Annotated in this window: 18 protein-coding genes and 2 pseudogenes; 19 read left to right on the plus strand and 1 reads right to left on the minus strand. The window is 46.0% G+C overall.

Features of this window, described 5'->3' with window-relative positions; genetic code table 11:
- The first annotated feature begins 25 nt into the window (after positions 1-25).
- From DXA13_RS02425 to DXA13_RS02445, 5 genes are all read left to right on the plus strand, one after another.
- Positions 26-886 carry a transketolase C-terminal domain-containing protein gene (locus DXA13_RS02425; protein ID WP_347559662.1) on the plus strand — a complete coding sequence of 287 codons (861 nt, stop codon included), beginning with the start codon at positions 26-28 and terminating at the stop codon, positions 884-886.
- Positions 887-987: 101 nt separating this feature from the next.
- Positions 988-2892, plus strand: coding sequence for a sigma 54-interacting transcriptional regulator (locus tag DXA13_RS02430; protein WP_118241698.1), 1905 nt, complete (start codon positions 988-990; stop codon positions 2890-2892).
- Positions 2885-3877 carry an aldo/keto reductase gene (locus DXA13_RS02435; protein WP_118241700.1) on the plus strand — a complete coding sequence of 331 codons (993 nt, stop codon included), beginning with the start codon at positions 2885-2887 and terminating at the stop codon, positions 3875-3877. The genes DXA13_RS02430 and DXA13_RS02435 overlap by 8 nt, the downstream gene beginning before the upstream one ends.
- 172 nt (positions 3878-4049) lie before the next feature.
- Complete coding sequence (locus DXA13_RS02440) at positions 4050-5600, plus strand: DUF4118 domain-containing protein (RefSeq protein ID WP_243008929.1); 1551 nt, start codon at positions 4050-4052, stop codon at positions 5598-5600.
- Positions 5593-6291 carry a response regulator transcription factor gene (locus tag DXA13_RS02445; protein WP_118241704.1) on the plus strand — a complete coding sequence of 233 codons (699 nt, stop codon included), beginning with the start codon at positions 5593-5595 and terminating at the stop codon, positions 6289-6291. Before DXA13_RS02440 ends, DXA13_RS02445 begins: the two co-directional genes overlap by 8 nt.
- Before the next feature lie 49 nt (positions 6292-6340).
- Here DXA13_RS02445 and DXA13_RS02450 read toward each other — a convergent pair whose 3' ends face one another.
- The gene (locus DXA13_RS02450; RefSeq protein ID WP_118241706.1) at positions 6341-7180 is read right to left on the minus strand and encodes a hypothetical protein; all 840 of its coding nucleotides are present in this window, start codon (positions 7178-7180) and stop codon (positions 6341-6343) included.
- A 223-nt stretch (positions 7181-7403) separates the two neighbouring features.
- On the opposite strand from DXA13_RS02450, the gene DXA13_RS22680 reads away from it, so the two are divergent.
- From DXA13_RS22680 to DXA13_RS02515, 14 genes and pseudogenes are all read left to right on the plus strand, one after another.
- Complete coding sequence (locus tag DXA13_RS22680) at positions 7404-8603, plus strand: hypothetical protein (protein ID WP_347559657.1); 1200 nt, start codon at positions 7404-7406, stop codon at positions 8601-8603.
- Positions 8604-8670: 67 nt separating this feature from the next.
- Positions 8671-9450 carry a DHH family phosphoesterase gene (locus DXA13_RS22685; protein WP_347559658.1) on the plus strand — a complete coding sequence of 260 codons (780 nt, stop codon included), beginning with the start codon at positions 8671-8673 and terminating at the stop codon, positions 9448-9450.
- Position 9451: 1 nt separating this feature from the next.
- Positions 9452-9897: pseudogene (gene rplI, locus DXA13_RS02460) on the plus strand (50S ribosomal protein L9).
- Between the two features lie 29 nt (positions 9898-9926).
- Positions 9927-11261, plus strand: coding sequence for a replicative DNA helicase (gene dnaB / locus DXA13_RS02465; protein WP_118241707.1), 1335 nt, complete (start codon positions 9927-9929; stop codon positions 11259-11261).
- Between the two features lie 88 nt (positions 11262-11349).
- Positions 11350-12231, plus strand: coding sequence for a LysR family transcriptional regulator (locus tag DXA13_RS02470; RefSeq protein ID WP_118241709.1), 882 nt, complete (start codon positions 11350-11352; stop codon positions 12229-12231).
- A gap of 192 nt (positions 12232-12423) precedes the next feature.
- Positions 12424-13499 (plus strand): annotated as a pseudogene (locus tag DXA13_RS02475) (tartrate dehydrogenase).
- 41 nt (positions 13500-13540) lie between these two features.
- Positions 13541-14626, plus strand: coding sequence for a C45 family peptidase (locus tag DXA13_RS02480; protein WP_118241711.1), 1086 nt, complete (start codon positions 13541-13543; stop codon positions 14624-14626).
- A gap of 115 nt (positions 14627-14741) precedes the next feature.
- Positions 14742-15398, plus strand: coding sequence for a helix-turn-helix domain-containing protein (locus DXA13_RS02485; protein ID WP_118241713.1), 657 nt, complete (start codon positions 14742-14744; stop codon positions 15396-15398).
- 228 nt (positions 15399-15626) lie between these two features.
- Positions 15627-16298 carry an aspartate/glutamate racemase family protein gene (locus DXA13_RS02490; RefSeq protein WP_118241715.1) on the plus strand — a complete coding sequence of 224 codons (672 nt, stop codon included), beginning with the start codon at positions 15627-15629 and terminating at the stop codon, positions 16296-16298.
- 24 nt (positions 16299-16322) lie between these two features.
- Positions 16323-17342: a DctP family TRAP transporter solute-binding subunit gene (locus DXA13_RS02495; RefSeq protein WP_118241718.1), complete on the plus strand. Its 1020-nt coding sequence runs from the start codon at positions 16323-16325 to the stop codon at positions 17340-17342.
- 13 nt (positions 17343-17355) lie between these two features.
- Positions 17356-17838 carry a TRAP transporter small permease gene (locus tag DXA13_RS02500; protein WP_118241720.1) on the plus strand — a complete coding sequence of 161 codons (483 nt, stop codon included), beginning with the start codon at positions 17356-17358 and terminating at the stop codon, positions 17836-17838.
- 1 nt (position 17839) lies between these two features.
- Positions 17840-19108 (plus strand): TRAP transporter large permease, encoded by a 1269-nt coding sequence (locus tag DXA13_RS02505; protein ID WP_118241722.1) that lies wholly within the window; start codon positions 17840-17842, stop codon positions 19106-19108.
- A gap of 93 nt (positions 19109-19201) precedes the next feature.
- Positions 19202-19936 (plus strand): GntR family transcriptional regulator, encoded by a 735-nt coding sequence (locus DXA13_RS02510; RefSeq protein WP_118241724.1) that lies wholly within the window; start codon positions 19202-19204, stop codon positions 19934-19936.
- Positions 19937-20082: 146 nt separating this feature from the next.
- On the plus strand, positions 20083-20436 hold the full coding sequence (locus DXA13_RS02515; protein ID WP_118241726.1) for a cupin domain-containing protein: 354 nt from the start codon (positions 20083-20085) through the stop codon (positions 20434-20436).
- Positions 20437-20444: the final 8 nt, after the last annotated feature.

Raw genomic sequence — 20444 nt, forward strand, 5'->3', positions numbered from 1 at the left:
AAAAAAGAATGATAAAGTTGTTGCTCTGGAAGCCGATGTAGGATCTTCTACAAAGAGCGGCGTGTTCGGAGGCGAATTCCCGGACAGATATTATAACGTAGGTATCAGCGAGATCAACATGGTTTCCATGGCAGCTGGTATGGCAAGAACAGGACTTACACCATTTGTAAATACATTTGCTGTATTCTTAACAACAAGAGGAGCAGACCCGATCCAGTCCTTAATCGCTTATGATAAGCTGAATGTTAAGATTGCAGGTACATACTGCGGTCTGTCTGATTCCTATGACGGAGCAAGCCATCATGGAATTACAGATATGTCTTTAATGCGTTCCATTCCGAACATGACAGTAGTCTGCGTATCTGATCCTGTAGAGACAGAGAAGGCAGTTATGGCAGTCGCTGACTTTGACGGCCCTGTATACTTAAGACTCAGCCGTGCTCCAGCTCCGGCTCTTTACAGTGAAGACATGAAGTTCGAGATCGGCAAGGGAATTACAGTAAAAGACGGTGCAGATGTAGCGCTTGTTTGTACAGGTACTGTTCTTCATAAGGCAATAGAGGCAGCAGAGCTCCTTGAAAAAGAAGGTATTCATGCAACAGTAATCGACATGCATACCGTACAGCCAATTGATAAGGATTTGCTCGTTGCAGCAGCTAAGAAGACAGGTGCGGTTGTAACTGTTGAGGAGCACAGCATCCGCGGCGGTCTGGGAAGTGCAGTAGCAGAAGTTCTTGCAGCTGAATGCCCGACACCAATGGAATTTGTCGGTGCAACAGACTTCGCAGAGTCCGGCGACTACGATGAACTGTTGGAGAAGTATGGCTACAGCGGCGCCAGCATTGCAGAGAAATGTAAAGCAGCAATTGCAAAAAAGAATAAATAATCATTACAAATAAACAGATAGAATTCTTATTCGGCAGCTACAGAGATGTAGCTGCCGAATGGCTATCTTGCCGGCGGCATTCTTAGAGAGGGGAAACGGACATGGTCAAAATATTGGTCACTATTCCACATATGGATATGAAGGAACGCTTTGAGAAAGTTACTTCAAAATTGAAGATTCCGGATAATGTGAGCATAGAGCTGCGTCATATATTTGGAACACCGCAGTCGCTGGCTGATAATAAGGATGCCGATATTATTGTGGCACGCGGTATGACCTTTGATTACCTTCGAACGATTTTTCCGGACAAACATATGATAAGGATACAGCTGACCAGCTTTGACATCTTTGACGCGCTGGTACGTGCAAGAGATGAATTCCATCCGAATAAAATAGGGCTTTGTATCCACAATCAGGAGATACGGACTTTAGGCAGTCTGGAAGAACTGTGCAGGGCAAAAATTGAGTTATATGACGTTTGGGATGAAAAAAGTTCCCATGAAGTGATTGAAAAAGGTGTTGCAGCCGGAGTGGATGTATTTGTAGCTGCAGGTACAATTTGTGGATTCTGTGATGAAAAAGGTCTCTCGAGAGTCCATATTGAAACGAAAGACGAGGCGATTGATTCAGCAATTCGTTCCGCTGTCAGCGTAGCTAAGACAATCAATATGGAACGTATGAAATCGAGCCTCATGTATACGATTTTAAATAACGATGAAGATTCGATTATCGCTGTCAGCGAAGAGGGAAAAGTGCTGGCTGCCAATAATCAGGCATACCGTACATTCCAGGTATCGACAACAGAACGAATTATCGGACAGCCGGTAGAGAAAATCTATCGTAAATTCAACTGGAAGCAGACTGAGAAGAATAACAGGATCAAGGCTTCCGAGCTGATTGAACTAAAAGGGAAAAAATACTATATTGAATATCATCCGATTATTGATGATTCGACAGGTTCCGGTACACTGATTGTAACAAAGAGTGCGGAACAGATTCAGGAAACAGAAATCAAAATCAGGCAGAGTTTAAGCGAACAGGGCCTGACTGCAAAATATACATTTGACGATATTATCGGTTCCAGTCCGGCGATTAAGGACAACATCAGGATGGCAAGAAGATACAGCAGGGTAGACTCCAACGTCCTGATTATGGGAGAAACCGGTACTGGAAAGGAACTATTTGCGCACAGTATTCATCAGGAGAGCAGCAGAAGCAATGAGCCTTTTGTAGCCCTTAACTGCGCGGCACTCCCGGAAAATCTTCTGGAAAGCGAACTGTTCGGATATGAACCGGGAGCGTTTTCAGGAGCTTCAAAAGGCGGAAAAATCGGATTGTTCGAACTGGCTCACAGAGGAACCATTTTCCTGGATGAGATCGGAGAACTGCCGATTACCCTTCAGGCGAAGTTGCTCCGGGTGCTTCAGGAGAAAGAGATCAGAAGGATCGGAAGCGACAGGGTGAAGCCAATTGATGTCCGTGTGATTTCAGCTACGAATATCAACATAGAAAAGCAGATTGAAGAGGGAAATTTCAGATCCGACTTATATTACCGTCTCAACCTTCTGGATATCGTGATTCCTCCGCTGCGCGAGAGGAAAGAAGACGTACAGGATCTGGTGGACTTCTATCTGACCAGATTTGCATGTGACATGCGAAGAAGCATTCCCAGGGTGTCCAAGGGAGCAGCCAGAATGCTGAGAGAATACGACTGGATGGGAAACGTAAGAGAGCTGAGAAATATCTGTGAAAAGCTGATCGTTTTAAACGATACGGCAGAGATTGGTGAAGAAGAGCTCTGCCATCTGAAGATATTCAAGGATTACCAGAAACGGGTAAAGAAAAAGAGTGAGAAAAAAGAAGATTACGACGAAATATACGAACAGCTTCAACCCCGCCGAAAGAAGCAGGATATTGCAAAGGAACTGGGCGTAAGCAGAACGACGTTGTGGCGTATGGCCAAAAGGCAGGAAAAGCTGAATCATTTGGGGGAGTATAATGAATAATAGAATTTTAAACAACGCCAGACTCTCCGTATCGGAATTATCACTGGGTACATGGGCATTCTCCGGAGCAGCCGTATGGGGGCCCTGTGATGAAACAGCGGCAGTGGATACGGTACACTGCGCGTTGGATTATGGAATTAATCTAATTGATACTGCAGAAAAATATGGAAATGGTATGGCTGAGATCGTGCTTGGAAAAGCGCTTGCAGGAAAGAGGCATCAGGCGGTTGTGGCATCAAAACCGGCTGCCGTCCATATGCATAAAGAAGATATTATAAAAACATGTGAAGACAGCCTGAAGCGGCTCCAGACAGACTATATTGACATTTATCAGATCCACTGGCCGAATCCGTCGATACCGGTGGATGAGACGTATGAAGGACTGGAACAGCTGAAAAAAGACGGAAAAATTCTGGCCGTAGGTGTCTGCAATCATGGAGAAGGAGCTCTGAGAGAAAAGGGTAACTGGGAAATCGTTACGGACCAGCTGCCATATTCTCTGATCTGGCGCGTGGGAGAAAAGCATTTCACTTCGGATCTGAAAAAAAGAGAAATTGCAGTATGGGCCTACAGCCCGCTGTCTCAGGGCCTGCTCACGGGAAAATATCTGTCTGTAGGCGAGGTGCCGTTAAACCGCCGGACAACGAGGATCTACGATTCTAAATGGGGAGCGGGGCGCCATACGGACAGCGGCTATGAAGGCGTTGTATTTCCGTTTCTTCGTAAGCTTAACGAAATGTGTACAGAATCAGGCTATACGATGACAAATGTGGCGATGCAGTTTTTGAAGAGGAAACAGATCGTTGCCAGCGTACTTGCAGGAGCCAGAAACATAAGCCAGCTGACTCAGAACATCGAGGCGTTTGAAAAACCTGTGGCGGATGACTTTATGGAACAGGTGGAGAAGATGTCCCTGGATTTAAAGGCTCACATGGGTGACAATGCAGATTTGTGGGAAAATCAGAACGGCGGAAGGATCTATTGACCAGACTCGGTCTTTATAATATCTTAATACTTTTTTCAGTGCCCTTAATGTGATGGTAATATCATGTTAAGGGCATTTGTAGTATAATTGTAACTGTAAGACGGCGAAGATGCGGCCGGAATCCATATACGGATAAGAACGAATATTAATGATAAAACAGGAGGCAGACTTTATGGAGGATTTTCGCTCAGACAGGTTGCAGGGGCGGCAGGACGGCGGGGATGCGGCAAAGAGTCTGCTGCTTTTAGCGGCGTCAACAGGAGTAGGCATGATTTTCAGACGGGCGGGATTTTCAGACGCCAATATTATTATGGTATATATTCTGGGGGTGCTGATTACTGCCGTTGTGACGTCAAGGCGCATATACAGTCTGGTATCATCTGTCGTAAGCGTTCTGGCATTCAACTATTTTTTTACAGTGCCGTATTTGACGCTGAAGGCATACAACAGTGATTACCCTGTTACTTTTATTATCATGTTCCTGTCTGCCTTCATAACAGGAACGCTGGCAGTCAGGATGAAGCAGCAGACAAAACAGGCGGCCGAGGCAGCATACCGGACGCAGATTCTGCTGGAAACGAATCAGCTGATTCAGAAGGGAAAAGGAAAAGAAGAAATCGTATCTGTAGTGGCAAATCAGCTGGTGAAGCTATTAAAACGTAATATCGTGGTTTATCTGGCAGATAACGGGACTCTTACGGAACCAATGTGCTTTGCGGCCTGCGGCGAAATGATCCCTGATGAATATACAGGAGACAACGAAAGGGCCACGGCCGATCTGGTGCGCAAAACGGGAAGTCCGGCAGGAGCGACAACGGATGTGCTGGGAAATGAAAAGTGTCTTTATCTTCCTGTTCACATAGGAGAAGCCATTTATGGAGTGGTTGGGATTGCTGTGCCTTCCAGTCCTCTCGATACCTTTGAAAATCATATGGTCCGTTCCATTCTGGGAGAATGCGCACTGGCATTGGAGAATGAAACGTCGTTGAGAGAGAGGGAACAAAGCGCCCTCATGGCAAAAAATGAACAGCTCCGGGCTAATCTGCTGAGGTCGATCTCTCATGATCTCAGGACTCCTCTGACGTCGATTTCGGGAAATGCCGATATACTGATTACGAATTCGGAAGATATGGACGCTTCCGGCCGGCGCCAAATGTATCTGGATATCTATGACGATGCCAGATGGCTGATTAATCTGGTGGAAAATATGCTGGCTGTTACCAGAATTGAGGATGGAACGATGAGGCTGAGAATGTCCGCAGAACTGATGGATGAGGTGATTGCTGAGGCATTGAAGCATGTGAACCGGAAAAAACAGGAACATAAAATTACGGTATGCCAGCCGGAGGAGTTTTTTCTTGCCAAAATGGATGCGAGGCTGATCGTACAGGTCATCATTAACCTTGTGGACAACGCGATCAAATATACGCCTCCCGGATCGGAGATCGTTTTGCATACGTATGACAGAGACGGTATGGTGGTTGTCGATGTATCTGATAACGGCGACGGAATTGGCGATGAGGAGAAAAAGAGAATTTTTGATATGTTCTATACGGTAAACAAAGGGGCGGCGGACAGCCGCAGAAGCCTGGGGCTCGGCCTGGCGCTCTGCAGATCAATTATAACGGCGCATGGGGGAGAGATTTTCGTACTTGACAATTGTCCGAAGGGGACGGTTTTTCGATTTACGCTGCCGAAAGAGGAGGTAACATTACATGAATAAGCCATTAATTCTTGTTGTAGAGGATGATACTGCTATTCGAAATCTGATTTCAACTACACTGGAAACACATAACTATCGGTATATTACGGCCTCTAACGGGGAATCTGCAATACTGGGCGCGGTATCCAATAATCCAGATGTCATGCTTCTGGACCTTGGACTTCCGGATATCGATGGAATTGAAATCATAGAAAAGGTGCGTTCCTGGTCCAAACTGCCAATTATCGTTATCAGCGCCAGGAGCGAAGAAACAGATAAAATAGAAGCTCTGGATGCAGGGGCAGATGATTACCTTACAAAACCATTTTCTGTAGAGGAGCTGCTGGCCAGGCTTCGGGTTACCTTCCGACGCCTCAGCTATCAGGACAGCAGCTGTGGAGCAGATACGGCTGTATTTGAAAACGGAGATTTAAAAATCGATTATTCGGCCGGATGTGTCTACCTGAATTCAGAAGAACTGCATCTGACACCGATTGAATATAAGCTTCTCTGCCTTCTTGCGAAAAACGTGGGGAAGGTGCTGACCCATTCTTATATTACAAGGGAAGTATGGGGCAGCTCGTGGGATAACGATGTCGCTTCTCTAAGGGTATTTATGGCAACTCTGCGCAAAAAAATCGAAAAGGACTCTTCGGTGCCACAGTATATTCAGACCCATGTTGGAATTGGCTACCGGATGCTGAGAGTGTAAGATAAAATTACCGATTGTTTGATACAATATAAAAAGAGGATGCTGTTTTTTACAGGTGATTACTGGCTTTTGTTTCAGGATGGCTTTCGCTGCCACCGTCTTCATAATCGCCGTAGCCGTCTTTATTATCACCATTCCCGTAATCATCATAGCTGTTATAATCATCATAGTTATTATAGTCATCATAACTGTCATAATCATCATAACCGCCGTAGCCGCCATAATCATTAAAAAAATCAAAGATATCAAAATCTGGCATATCATAATACGGCATATTGTAATACGGATCGCTTCCAGAATAATAATCGGAGTAGGTGTCATAGGGGTCCGTTTCCGTTTCAGCTGTAAACGGAAGGGCTGATTTCTGATAGATGAGCTGAAACTCGTCGATCTCTTTTGGTACGACAAAAATCAGATTACCGGTACGGGAAGACTTCTTAAAAAGACGGATTTCGTTATTATAGTCGGGCAGCTGATCTCCGATATATGCGTCTGTTTCCGGCGTTACTGCATATCCGCCGAGATCCTTCCATGTAATCATAAATGAGGTGCTGTCTATGTATAGAACAGCCGAGTTCTCGAAGCGGCTGTCTGCGGTAATGTTGACAACAAGAAAACGCCAGTCCTCATCTCCCGGTGATTCTGATTCATATGTCTTATAGAGCCCGGCTGAGTTGATCTCCAGGTTTAATACATTTGTTCTCAGTTTGCCGCCCTCTTTCAGAACAGTCATGTTATCGGGACATTTTAGCCCTACGGGCGTCTGTATTTCCTCATCCTGCACATCATTGGAGGTATCCAGAGGCTGGTTTGGAAACGGGTAATAAAAACAGCCGGATGTCAAAAGACAGCAGCCGGTTATTCCTGCTGTAAGAATGATCTTTTTCATAGTTGTCCCTCCAGATTCATTTAGTGATTGTTTCAGAGATATTGTACCATATTTTTTGTGGAAAAGGAGGGATTTAAGGAAAAGTATGGTGGAAAAAGCCGGAAATTGTAAGAAAAGACAACGAATTACAGATTATAGACGAAAATAATTTCTTGTGATATACTGTATAAGATAAACAAACAGAATATAGTGGCTGAAAACACAACACGTAAGGAGACCGGATATGAAAGAAAAGGTGAAAGTCAGAGGGCAGCTGAAGATTTATCTGCAGTGGCCCCTTCTGATGACGGCATTAGTGGTTTTTATGAATCTGGTAGTCGGATGCATAAATTCCATCGCCGGGCTGATTATGTCAGTGTTTACGATTTTATATGCAGCAATTGCACTCTGGCTTTATATTTACAGGAGGAAAAAACTGCTGGGTGGTCTGGTAGAGTTTTCTTCGGAATATGCCTGGGTACAGAAGCAGCTTCTTTCAGAACTGGCGTTGCCGTATGCTCTTGCAGATGATGAGGGGCGGATTCTCTGGCTGAATGAAACGTTTTCAAAGATTCTGACCGATGATAAGGGGAAAGTCATCAAAAAGAATCTTACGGCTCTTTTTCCGGAAGTTACGAAGGAAGTGCTGAATTCCAGAGAGGCGACCACCCTTCATACGGTATATGGTCCATGCCGGTATCAGCTGGATTTAAAGCCTGTATTTCTGGATATGGAGCAGGAAAAAAAGCTGGGTATTCAGGATGAAGAGGAGAAGCTGATTGCAATTTATCTATTTGATGAGACGCAGATTATTGAATATCGGAGAGAGATCGATAATCAGAAGATGGTCTGCGGCCTGATTTACCTGGATAATTATGAAGAAGCTCTGGAGAGCGTGGAAGAAGTAAGGCGCTCTCTTCTGACTGCGCTTATCGACAGGAGAGTCAGCAAATATATTAACGGCATGAACGGCATAGTCAAGAAGATCGAAAAGGACAAATATTTCTTCGCGATTAAGCAGGAATACGTGGAGACTCTGAGGGAAGGGAGATTTTCCATCCTGGAAGAGGTAAAGACCGTTAATATCGGAAATGAAATGGCGGTTACGCTGAGTATCGGTCTTGGAATGAACGGTGACAGTTATTCTCAGAATTATGATTTTGCCAGAGTTGCAATTGATATGGCATTGGGCAGAGGCGGAGATCAGGCTGTTATCAAAGACGGAGTGAGAATCCAGTATTACGGCGGTAAGAGCCAGCAGGCAGAAAAGGCGACGAGAGTAAAGGCCAGAGTGAAGGCTCATGCTCTGAGAGAGCTGATGGAGACGAAAGACCGTCTCCTGATTATGGGACACAAGCTGGCGGATATTGATTCCCTGGGAGCGGCTGTAGGTATTTATCGTATCGCGACAGCGATGAATAAAAAAAGCAAATATCGTTATTAATGAAGTGACTTCTTCCGTACGTCCGATGATGGACCGGTTTAAAAACAGCGGAGATTATCCGGACGATATGTTTATAAACGGGGCGAGAGCGATGGAGCTCTCCGACAGCACAGCTATGCTGGTGGTAGTAGACGTGAACAGGCCGAGCATTACGGATTCTCCGGAACTTCTGCAGAAAATAAAGACGATCGTTGTGCTGGACCATCACAGGCAGAGCAGCGAGATTATCAGCAGCGCCGTTTTGTCCTATGTGGAACCATTCGCCTCTTCTACATGTGAAATGGTGGCAGAGGTGCTTCAGTACATTGCCGACGGAATCAAGATGAAGCAGATCGAAGCCGACGCCATGTACGCAGGAATTGTAATTGATACAAATAATTTTACGAATCAGACAGGGGTCAGGACATTCGAAGCTGCCGCCTTTTTAAGGCGCTGCGGAGCCGATGTAACCAGGGTGAGAAAGATGTTCCGTGACGATATGGCTGATTATAAGGCCAAAGCAGTTGCAATCAGCAACGCAGAGGTGTTTGAAAATGCATTTGCGATCAGCGTGTGTCCTTCTGATGGGCTGGAAAGCCCGATGATTGTAGGCGCACAGGCGGCGAATGAACTGATGGACATCTCAGGGATCAAGGCATCCATTGTTATGTCCTTATACAATGGCGTAATCTATGTGAGCGCCAGGTCGATTGATGAAGTGAATGTACAGGTTATGATGGAACAGCTTGGCGGAGGCGGTCACAGAACGATTGCCGGCGCACAGCTGACCGGATTGACCATTGAAGAGGCCGAAGAGAAGATTAAAGATGTGATTCGGTCCATGATTGAGAAAGGAGATATATCATAAAATGCAGATTGTATTATTAGAGGATGTAAAGGCTTTAGGAAAAAAGGGACAGATTGTCAATGTAAACGATGGATACGCAAGAAACTTTATCCTCCAAAGAAACTGGGGGTTGAGGCGAATTCAAAGAATCTGAATGATTTGAAGCTGCAGAAAGCCAACGAAAACAGAATTGCTGCTGAGCAGCTGGCAGCAGCGAAGGAACTGGCCGAAAAGCTGGCACAGTCTGCCATTACTTTGAAGATTAAGGCAGGAGAAGGCGGGAGAGCATTCGGATCAGTTTCCGGAAAGGAAATTGCCGGCGCCGTAAAAGACCAGCTCGGTTTGGAAATCGATAAGAAAAAGCTTGTGCTTCCGGAACCGTTGAAAACGTTAGGTACCCACGAAGTACCTGTAAAACTGCACAAGGATGTAACAGGAAAGCTGGCTGTCAAAGTCATTGAGGCGTAAGCCCCATTCTCATTTCAGGAGATAAGATTATGGATGAAGCTCTATTAAAACGTGTACTGCCCCACAGCGTGGAAGCGGAACAGTCGGTTATCGGTTCCATGCTGATGGACAGGGAAGCGATTATCGCTGCTTCTGAAATCGTGACGGGTGATGACTTTTATCAGAATCAATATGGTATTATGTTCGAATCCATGGTGGAGCTGTTTAACGAGGGAAAACCAGTCGATCTGGTAACACTTCAGAACCGGCTTAAGGAAAAGGATGTTCCTCCGGAAGTGAGCAGCCTGGAGTTTGTCCGTGATATTATTACGACGGTACCCACATCGGCCAATGTGAAATCCTATGCAAATATCGTAAGGGAAAAAGCAGTTCTAAGAAGACTGATTAAAGTAAATGAAGAGATAGCAAATACATGTTACGCCGGAAAAGAGAACCTGGAAGACATCCTTGCCCATACGGAAAAGTCCATTTTTGATCTGCTTCAGAGCAGAACCGGGGGCGATTTCGTACCTATTAAGCAGGTTGCATTAAACGTTCTGGAGAAAATTGAGATCGCTTCGAAGACAAAGGATACGGTGACAGGTATTCCGACCGGCTTTATCGATCTGGATTATAAGACCTCCGGCATGCAGCCGTCTGATTTTGTTCTGATTGCAGCCAGGCCTTCTATGGGAAAGACGGCATTTGTCCTCAACCTTGTTGAACATGTAGCTGTTAAGAAAGGTTTTCCATGTATGGTATTCAGCCTGGAAATGTCAAAAGAGCAGCTGGTTAACCGAATGCTTTCCATGGAGTCCAACGTGGATTCCCAAAAGCTTAGGACCGGGACGCTGACGGATGAGGACTGGGACGCTGTCGTGGAAGGTATTGGAGTGATCGGCAATTCCAAACTGATCATTGATGATACGCCGGGAATTTCCATAACAGAACTGCGTTCCAAATGCAGAAAGATGAAACTGGAATATGGTCTGTCCATGGTAATCATCGACTATTTGCAGCTGATGTCAGGTTCAGGAAAGGGCGGAGATAACCGTCAGCAGGAAATTTCAGAAATTTCCAGATCTTTAAAAGCTCTGGCCAGGGAATTGAACGCTCCGGTCATAGCGCTGTCCCAGTTGAGCCGTGCCTGTGAGACGAGGCAGGACCACAGGCCTATGCTGTCTGACTTGAGAGAGTCAGGAGCAATTGAGCAGGATGCGGACGTTGTAATGTTCCTGTACAGGGACGATTACTATAATAAGGATACAGAGAATCCGAACATAGCAGAAGTTATCATTGCCAAACAGAGAAACGGCCCAATCGGCACAATCAATCTCGTATGGCGCCCAGAGTATACGAAGTTTGCGAATATGGCCAGGCAATAAGAACAGCCGTTAATGAGTACCTGCCTTTTAGACGGCGCGTATTTGGGATTTTATAGCTCGCTCCATTTCCAATTTCAGAGGTAAATTCATGAAACTCCATAAGCTACAATACTACTGTGCGGCATGCAGGAACGGAAGCATAACCAAGGCCGCCAATGAGCTCCACGTTTCGCAGCCGTCTATTTCCATGGCCATCCGGGAGCTTGAGAACGAGTTCGGCGTCCTGCTTTTGGAGCGGAACAACAAAGGATTTGCGGTGACCCAGGAGGGGAAGTATTTCTGTGAAAGGGCCATGGCCCTGTTGGAACAGGCGGATGAGCTGGACCAGATGATGCGGGACATAGGGAACCGGAGAAAGCGGATTAACCTAGGGATACCGCCTATGATAGGCACATTCCTGTTTCCTAAGATGTATAAAGAATTCAAAAAATATTATCCGGAAATCATGCTTAATTCCAGAGAGGGAGGAAGCCGGTATCTGATGGAGATGCTGGACGACAGTGTTCTGGATTTCGCAATTGTTCCAATCAATGATCTGACTGAGGATTCCTATAATATTCTGAAGCTGACGGAGACGGAAACAGTATTCTGTGTGTCCAGGAATCATCCGCTGGCCGGGCGTGGCAAGGTCTCCGTTGAGCAGATCAAGGATGAGCCGCTGATTATGTTTAACGACGGTTTCTACCAGAATCAGGTCATCAAGGAACGGTTTGAAAGGGAAGGATTCAGGCCCAGAATCCTGCATTATTCCAGCCAGTTTTATACCATCAAGGAATTCATATCCGATGAAATCACAGCGGGTTTTATGTTCCGGGATATTGCGGAGACCGTACCGGAAATCAGGGGGATTTCCCTGGAAAATCCGGTCTATATCCAGATAGGCCTTGTCTGGAAGCGGAACCGGCATATGTTTCACGATGCAGCCAGGTTCCTGGACTTTACTAAGAAGTATGCGAAAACAATTTTATAAAAGCAGAATAACAAAATAGTTAATAAAAAAGTTAAGAAAACAAGAGCAATCAATGGATGAAAAGATTATGGCGGACCAGCAACGGTTTGCCATAATCTTTTTTGATGGTTTCATCAGAAAAAAAGATTTTACTTATGGACCTTTAAGGAATAGTATGTATATATAAGGATGACAGTGAAGGGGGAAGCGAAAGTGGTAAAACACAAGATAGCGGTTATTGCAGGAGACGGCATTGGCCCGGAGGTGCTGACGGAGGGGATTAAGGTCCTGAACCGTGTGGCGGAATGTGACGGAGGTTTTGACTTCGAATTTACATATTTCCCATGGGGGTGCGAGTACTATTTAAAGACTGGAAAAATGATGGATGACGACGGGATTGAAAGGCTGAAGGAGTTTGACGCGATCTTTCTGGGAGCGGTTGGGTATCCCGGAGTACCGGATCACATATCCCTGTGGGATTTGCTGCTGACCATCAGGAAGAGTTTCGACCAGTATGTGAATTTGCGGCCGGTGAAGCTTTTGGAGGGAGCGCCTTGTCCACTTAAGGATGTGGATAGAAAAGATGTTGATATGATATTTGTACGGGAGAACAGCGAGGGCGAGTACGCAGGAAGCGGCAGCTGGCTGTTTAAAGGAAAACCACACGAGGTGGTGCTCCAGGAAGGGGTGTTCTCCAGGCATGGCTGCCAGCGCATTATCAGATATGCATACAACCTGGCCCGGGAGAAAGGAAAGTCTCTGACCAGTATCAGTAAGGGAAATGCGCTGAACTACTCCATGGTTTTCTGGGATCAGATATTTAAGGAGATAGGGGAAGAGTATCCGGATGTCAAGACACAGTCCTTATTGGTGGATGCCGCCAGCATGTTCATGGTAAAAGACCCGGGGCGTTTTGAGATTGTAGTAACATCCAATCTGTTCGGGGATATTCTGACGGATCTGGCGCAGCCATTGCCGGAGGAATGGGTTTGGCGGCCGGGGCGAACCTGAATCCGGAACGGGAATTTCCGTCCATGTTTGAACCGATCCATGGATCGGCGCCGGATATTGCAGGACAAGGCAGGGCCAATCCCCTGGCTGCCGTATGGTCGGCCAGCCAGATGCTGGATTTCTTCGGACATGAGGAGTGGGGAAAATGTCTGATCGAGATTATAGAAGAGGTGTTAAAGGAGAAAAAGGTATTGACGCCTGACCTTGGCGGCGCGGCAACAACAAGCCAGGTAGGGGACGAGGTCGTTTTAAAGTTACGGCATAGGAAAAAGGCCTGATAGAGGCCCCTTTTGGGAGGGGGGAAAGGAAGGTGAATGGTATGGAGAATTTTCCATTAGCAGAGATAGCGGGAACACCGTATGAAATTGGTTATCAGCACGGGAAGCTTTTTAAAGAGAAGGTGGCGGATACAATTGCATGTTACAGGGAAATGTTCATGGATTACTCAAACCTTGAGTGGGAGAGGGCCAAAGAGCTTTCTAAGGGTTTTACGGAGATTATCCGCGACTACAATCCGGATTATCTGGAAGAGATAAAAGGGGTTGCTGCGGGTTCCGGATTTGAATTTGAAGATATCCTAGCGCTCAACTGCCGGAGTGAGCTGGTTTTTGTGGGCAGTGAAATGGATCAGACGGACGGCGGCTGTACATCCATCGGTATCAGCAGCGACGCAGGAGCGGGCGGGGATGCCTTTTTGGCGCACAACTGGGACTGGAAGACCAGCCAGCGCGGGGCCATGATCATGATGAAGATACGGCAAAAGAACGGAAAACCGGATATTTTCATGGTTACCGAAGCTGGGATCATCGGTAAGACCGGGTTTAACAGCGCCGGAATCTGTCTGTATCTCAACGCTCTGTCCACCAACCAGGCGCCTAAGGGACTGCCGCTGCACCTGGCCATGAGAGGAATCCTGGACTGTGAGACGCTGGCTGAGGCCATCGGCGCAGCCACCAGGTTCCAGATTGGCTGCTGCGCTAATTTCATGATTGGACACAGGAACGGAGAGTGTGTGGATATTGAGATAGAAAATGAGGACTTTGACGTCTTGTACCCTAAGAATGGTATTCTTGTACATACGAATCATTTTATCAGCAGCCGTCTGCCGCTGGCGCCCAGGAAGGATACGTCCAAGCAGAAATTTGCGGATACCTTTGTAAGGCTGGGAAGGGCCGATAAGCTGTTGAGGAAAAAGGGAAGGGAGATCTCGGAAAAGGATATTATGGAAGTGTTAAGGGACCATGTGGAATATCCCTGCAGCATCTGCCGCCACGACGATCCGAAAGCGCCTAAGGGAAAGAGGATGGGAACCGTGTTCTCTATAGTCGTGAACCTGACCAAGGGCAGGATATATTTTTGCAAAGGCAATCCCTGTGAGACAGAATATGAAGAATTCCGTCTGTAGACTGACTTGAGGTCAGCAGCAAATTTTTTTCATCTCACAGTCATATTTTCGAATATCCTCTCATAAGATATAAACAGGTTACGAAATATTGTTAACTAAAGGAGAGGATTTAGTCATGGGTGAGATACATTACTTAATATCAGATGCATCCAAAAAAGTGGACGTGGAGTCGCATGTACTGAGATACTGGGAAGATGAACTGGAATTAAAGATTCCCCGTAATGAGATGGGGCATCGTTATTATACAGATTTTCATATCCGCCTTTTCCAGCAGATCAAAGCGCTGAAGGAAAAAGGATATCAGCTGAAGGCGATAAAAACGGCCCTTGATAAAATGACAGCTGAAGGAAAAGAGGAATTATCCGATGAAATGATGGATGAGGCTGCGGCCGCGCTTCGCGAAAGTGCCGCATCGGCCGGGACAAACCTCGTATCAGTTTCGGGCGAAGGCGGACAGGCCCTTCAGACGATGACGGCAGAGGAAAAAATGGAGCAGTTCCAGGAAATCATGAACCATATTATTGGACGGGCTCTCGAGCATAATAATGAGCAGCTGAGTCAGGATATAAGCATGCTGGTCAATGATAAGATGTCGAAAGAGATAGAATATCTCATGAGGGTCAGCGACGAGAAGGAAGATGAACGTTTCAAACAGCTGGATGAAACGATCCGTGCATATCAGAAGGAGGGAAAGGGACGCGCAGAAGCGGCCGCCTCCAAAGTTCCGTTTTTCCGCAGAAAGAAATTTGGGAGAAGCGGAAAGAAAATGTAAGAAGAACAGCATAAGAACAGAAATGATTATGGCGCAGGCCGGGAAACAGACAATTGCTGATGGAAATCCATCATAAAGTACTGTTTCCCGGCTTTTTCGTAGAAGTTGCACAAAAAAATAGGCTAAGGATGTGTAGTTTTACTATTTACATGGAACGTAGGATGTAGTATATTAAAAGCAAGTTAAACATAGGATGTTCTACGTAGCATATAAATAGGAGGATGAAATATGAAAGTAGCTTTAGTTTACACGAGTACAACACCAGAATTAATTGAGCTTGTTGAGAGGGAAGTGGGAGACCTCCTTCCAAAAGAGACCGAGGTGATCAGCTATCAGGACCCGTCAATTCTGGCGGAGGTGAGAGATGCGGGATATGTCACGGCACCGCCGGCAGCAAGGCTTGTAGGAATGTATATGACAGCGGTATCGGCAGGGGCGGATGCTGTCCTCAATCTGTGTTCATCCGTAGGAGAAGTCGCAGACGCAGCACAGGATATTGCGAAATACACAGGGATCCCGATTGTCCGTGTAGACGAAGAGATGTGCAGAGAGGCGGTTAGAAAGGGCACAAGGATCGGCGTTATGGCAACGCTTCCAACGACACTGAACCCTACCAAGAATACGATTTTAAGAGTTGCAAGGGAAATGAACAGACATGTGGAACTGGTAGATGTTCTGGTAGACGGCGGTTTTGGCCTGGATCAGGAACAGTTCAAAGCTCTTATGACGGAGTATGCAGGAAAGATTGCAGATCAGGTAGACGTAATTCTTTTTGCACAGGGCTCTATGGCGTATTGTGAAGAGTATATTCACGATAAATATGATAAAATTGTATTATCAAGCCCGAGGTTCGGTGCTGCAGCGCTAAAAGAAGCGCTCATAAAGAAAGGATTAATGTAATTTCCGGCGAAAGGAGAAGGAAATATGTTTAAGAGGTTAAAGAAAATAGCTGCGGTTGCATGTGCGGCAGCGATGGTATTTTCCATGACAGCCTGCGGATCTGCACAGGATAAAAAAGTTGTTCTGCATTTTACCCATACACAAAGTCCGGGATCAATCAGTGATCTGACGGCGCAGCAGTTTAAACAGCTGGTGGAAGAAAAAAGCGGAGGAAGAATTGAGGTAAATATTTATTCTAACTGCGGACTCTCCGGTGGCGACCTTACAAAGGCCATAGAGCTGGTTCAGGCAGGTAACATCGATATTCACTCCTGTGCGCCGCCCAATATAGCGAACTATGACAAGAAATTTTATTCTTTCTGGCTTCCATTCCTTTTCCCGAATTCGGACGACCTGCTGGCCTTCTGTCACAGTGAAAAGGTACATGACGTAGTGAACGGATGGTGCAATGATCTGGAAATGGAAATGCTCGGCATCAACAACGCAGGATCAAGACAGATATCAAACAGCAAGAAAGAAATTACGGCTCCGGAAGACTTAAAGGGAATGAATATCCGGGTTCCGGGTGCGAATATTTTCATCGATCTGTATCGCAACTACTTCGGAGCGAACCCCACAGCCATGGACTTCTCTGAAGTTTATACATCCCTTCAGCAGAAGACCATCGACGGACAGGAGAATCCGATCGCCGTATTCGATTCTTCCAAGTTTGCAGAGGTGCAGCAGTACGTAACACTTTGGGATGGCGTACGCGATACGACAATCTGGGTCATGAGCCAGAAGACGATGAAGCGGTTATCTCCGGAAGACCAGGCGCTGGTAAGGGAATGTGCAACAGAGGCTCTCGACTGGGGCAACGATTATCTGGCGGACAATGAAGCAAAAATCATTGAGAAACTGAAAGACGGCGGAACGGTTATTACAGAGCTGACGGATGAACAGAAAGCGGAGTTCCAGAAGGCATGTGCAGGAATTTATGATGACTATGCGCAGTCGGTAGGACAGGATGTAATCGATCTGTTTACAGGCGGTTACAAAGAATAACAGGAGGAAGGGTATGAAAGAAAAAGGTTTGTTTAGCGATTTCTGGGAAAATCTTGAAGAGTATCTCTGTTCCATCGCGCTTATCATTATGGCAGTCGTTACCTTTATGAACGTATTTTCCAGAAAAATATCATGGTTCAACATGTCGTTTACACAGGAACTTGTTACAACGATGTTCGTATGGGTATGCTGTCTGGCAGCAGCTAGCGTATTTAAAACGAATTCTCATATGGGATTCAGCTATCTCACTGACAAATTTACAGGAACGAAGAAAAAAGTTTACCGCATTTGCAGACTACTTCTGTGTTCGGCAAACTACGTGATCTGGATTGTATGGGGAGCACAGATGGTGTACCGCCAGTATCATTACAATCTGCTCACAGGCGTTTTGGAAATGCCTCAGTGGACAATCGGTATTGCGATCCCGTTAACAGCCGTATTTTCCATAATACGTATGGTTCAGTACGAAATTAAATCATCAAAGGAGGGAAATTAATATGTCAGCAGCGATTCTTTTTGGCTCCATGGCGATTATGATTGCGTTCGGTATTCCGATTGCAATTGTGCTTGGCGTATCCAGCGCCCTCACCCTGATGTATTCCGGTTCTCCTCTTGGAGTCATTCCTTCCATGATGCAGGCGACCGTACAGAAATTCTCTCTTTTGACAATCCCGTTATTCGTCCTCGCAGGTGCGATCATGGACAAGGGCGGCATTTCCAAACGTCTGATCAAACTGGCAGACAGTATGATCGGACCAGTCCACGGCGGACTTGGCTATGTGGCAGTTGTAACGGCATTATTCTTTGCGGCCATTTCCGGTTCCGGTACGGCAACTGTAGCTGCGATGGGATCAATCCTGATTCCAGCTATGGTGCGCCAGGGATACGATCCGGGATTTTCCAGTGCGTTATCCGCAATATCAGGATCGCTTGGCACCGTTATCCCGCCAAGTATCACATTTATTATCTATGGCATGATTACAGGAGAATCCATTGGAGACCTCTTCTTATCGGGTATTGTTCCCGGATGTATTTTCGGACTTATGCTCTGTGTGACGGTCTTCGTTCAGGCCAAGAAAAACGGCTGGAAGGGCGATACGCAGCGCGCTTCATCCAAGGAGATCGGAAAACTGTTTTTAGACACTGTATGGGGCCTTTTAAGCCCGGTTATCGTACTTGGCGGTATATATTCAGGACTTTTTACACCGACAGAAGCAGCGGCCGTAGCGGTTATGTACAGCCTGTTTGTAGGTAAATTCATTTACAAGGAACTCCATTTTGCGGAGTTGAAGGAAACACTGTTTTCCACAGCAAAGACAACCGGTATGATTCTGCTGATTATCATGAACGCAGGAATTTTCTCATGGGTGCTGACCCAGCAGGGCATCGCGGCTTCTCTTACAGAAATGGCGCTTGCACTCACAACGAATAAGTATATTATGCTTTTTATTATCAACATCGTATTCCTGTGTGCCGGCTGTGTAATGGACAATACCAGTGCACTCTACATACTCGTTCCGATAATTATGCCGATCGCAAAGGCTCTGGATATCAATCTTGTCCACTTAGGAGTTATCCTTGTACTGAACCTGTCTATCGGTCAGGTGACACCTCCTGTAGGCCCGAACCTTTACGTAGCAGCAGATATCGGTAAAGTTAAATTCGAGGTTATATGCCGTAAGATGGTACCTCTTCTGCTGATGTCCCTTGTAGCCTTGTTTGCTATCACATATATTCCATGGTTTGCTACCTGTCTCATCCACTAGGAATAAATGGAATGGATTTTCCCCGGAAACAGAAGATTGCGCTGAACCAACATATGATGTATACTTAAAGAAGAGCGGGCAAGGAGGTTCAGTATGGGAAATACAAGCTTTTTAAAAGAAGCGGTTGGCGGAAAATCTGTAGTAAGCAAGATTGTAGACAATATTACAAATGCAATTATAAATGGAGAATTAAATCCGGGAGATAAGATTCCGACGGAAGGAGAACTGTCCGAGTCCATGGGAGTCGGAAGGAACTCTGTCCGGGAAGCGATAAAAATACTGGAGGCTTATGGAGTCGTCCATATAAAGAGAGCAGAGGGGACATTTGTCAGCCAGGAGTATGACAGCAAGATGATATATCCGGTCTTATACGGAATCATTCTTCAGAAGGATTCCACGAAGCAGATCATGGAGCTCCGTAAGGTAATTGATGTAGGAATTCTTCAACTGGCTGTTGACAAACTGAACTCCACAGGATTTGGAGATGCGTATCTGAATGCGGTGGAAGAAGCTCTGGACAGCCTGGAAAAAGAAGTTCATTCCGATGAGCTTCAGATTCGCAGGGTACATGAAGCAGATGTGGCATTCCATGCGGCCGTTGTAGGCATTACGGAGAACACGATGCTGGAGGCTATATGCAATTATGTGGATAAGATTACCCGCCGGTCCAGAATGACGACAATGGATCAGATATTTTCAGGAGGAGAGCTGGAAAATTTCCTGGAAATGCATCGCCGGATTGTCAGGCTTTTGCAGGAACGGGATGCGGCTTCCATTTATAAAATTGTCGAAGAACATTATCAGTACTGGGTTAAGGTAAAAGAGTAGCAGGCGGCTGCTGCATAGAGGACAGGGACGATGACAGGACAGGTGTCATAAGAAGTCGGATATGCAGCAGCCCCTTTTGTTTTTTGGTTCACAGTGAGTTTGTCTTGCTTTTTGCCCACTGTTTATAGGAAAGGAAGGGAAAAATAATGATTTATAGAAAGAAAAGTGATTTGGAAGTCGTACCGATTGAGAACTGTATGGGAGGAAAAGGAACCGTCTCCATGGAAAAACTGCTGTATGCACCGGAGGAGATGCTGGGAAAAGGCCGGGCTTACGTACGCCATACATTAAATCCAGGCGTTGCAATCGGAAGCCATAAACATGAAAAAGAAATGGAAACCATGGTGATTGTCAGCGGCCGGGCGGTACATAAAATCAATGGAGAAGTGCAGCTGCTGGAAGCTGGAGATATCATCGCAGCCGAACCGGGAGATACACATGAAATCGCAAATGAGGGAGAAGAACCTCTCGTTCTGATCGCCCAGGTATTGTATGAATAACATGTTTA

The organism is Clostridium sp. AM58-1XD (genome assembly GCF_003464085.1).
Lineage (GTDB): Bacteria > Bacillota > Clostridia > Lachnospirales > Lachnospiraceae > Lachnoclostridium_A.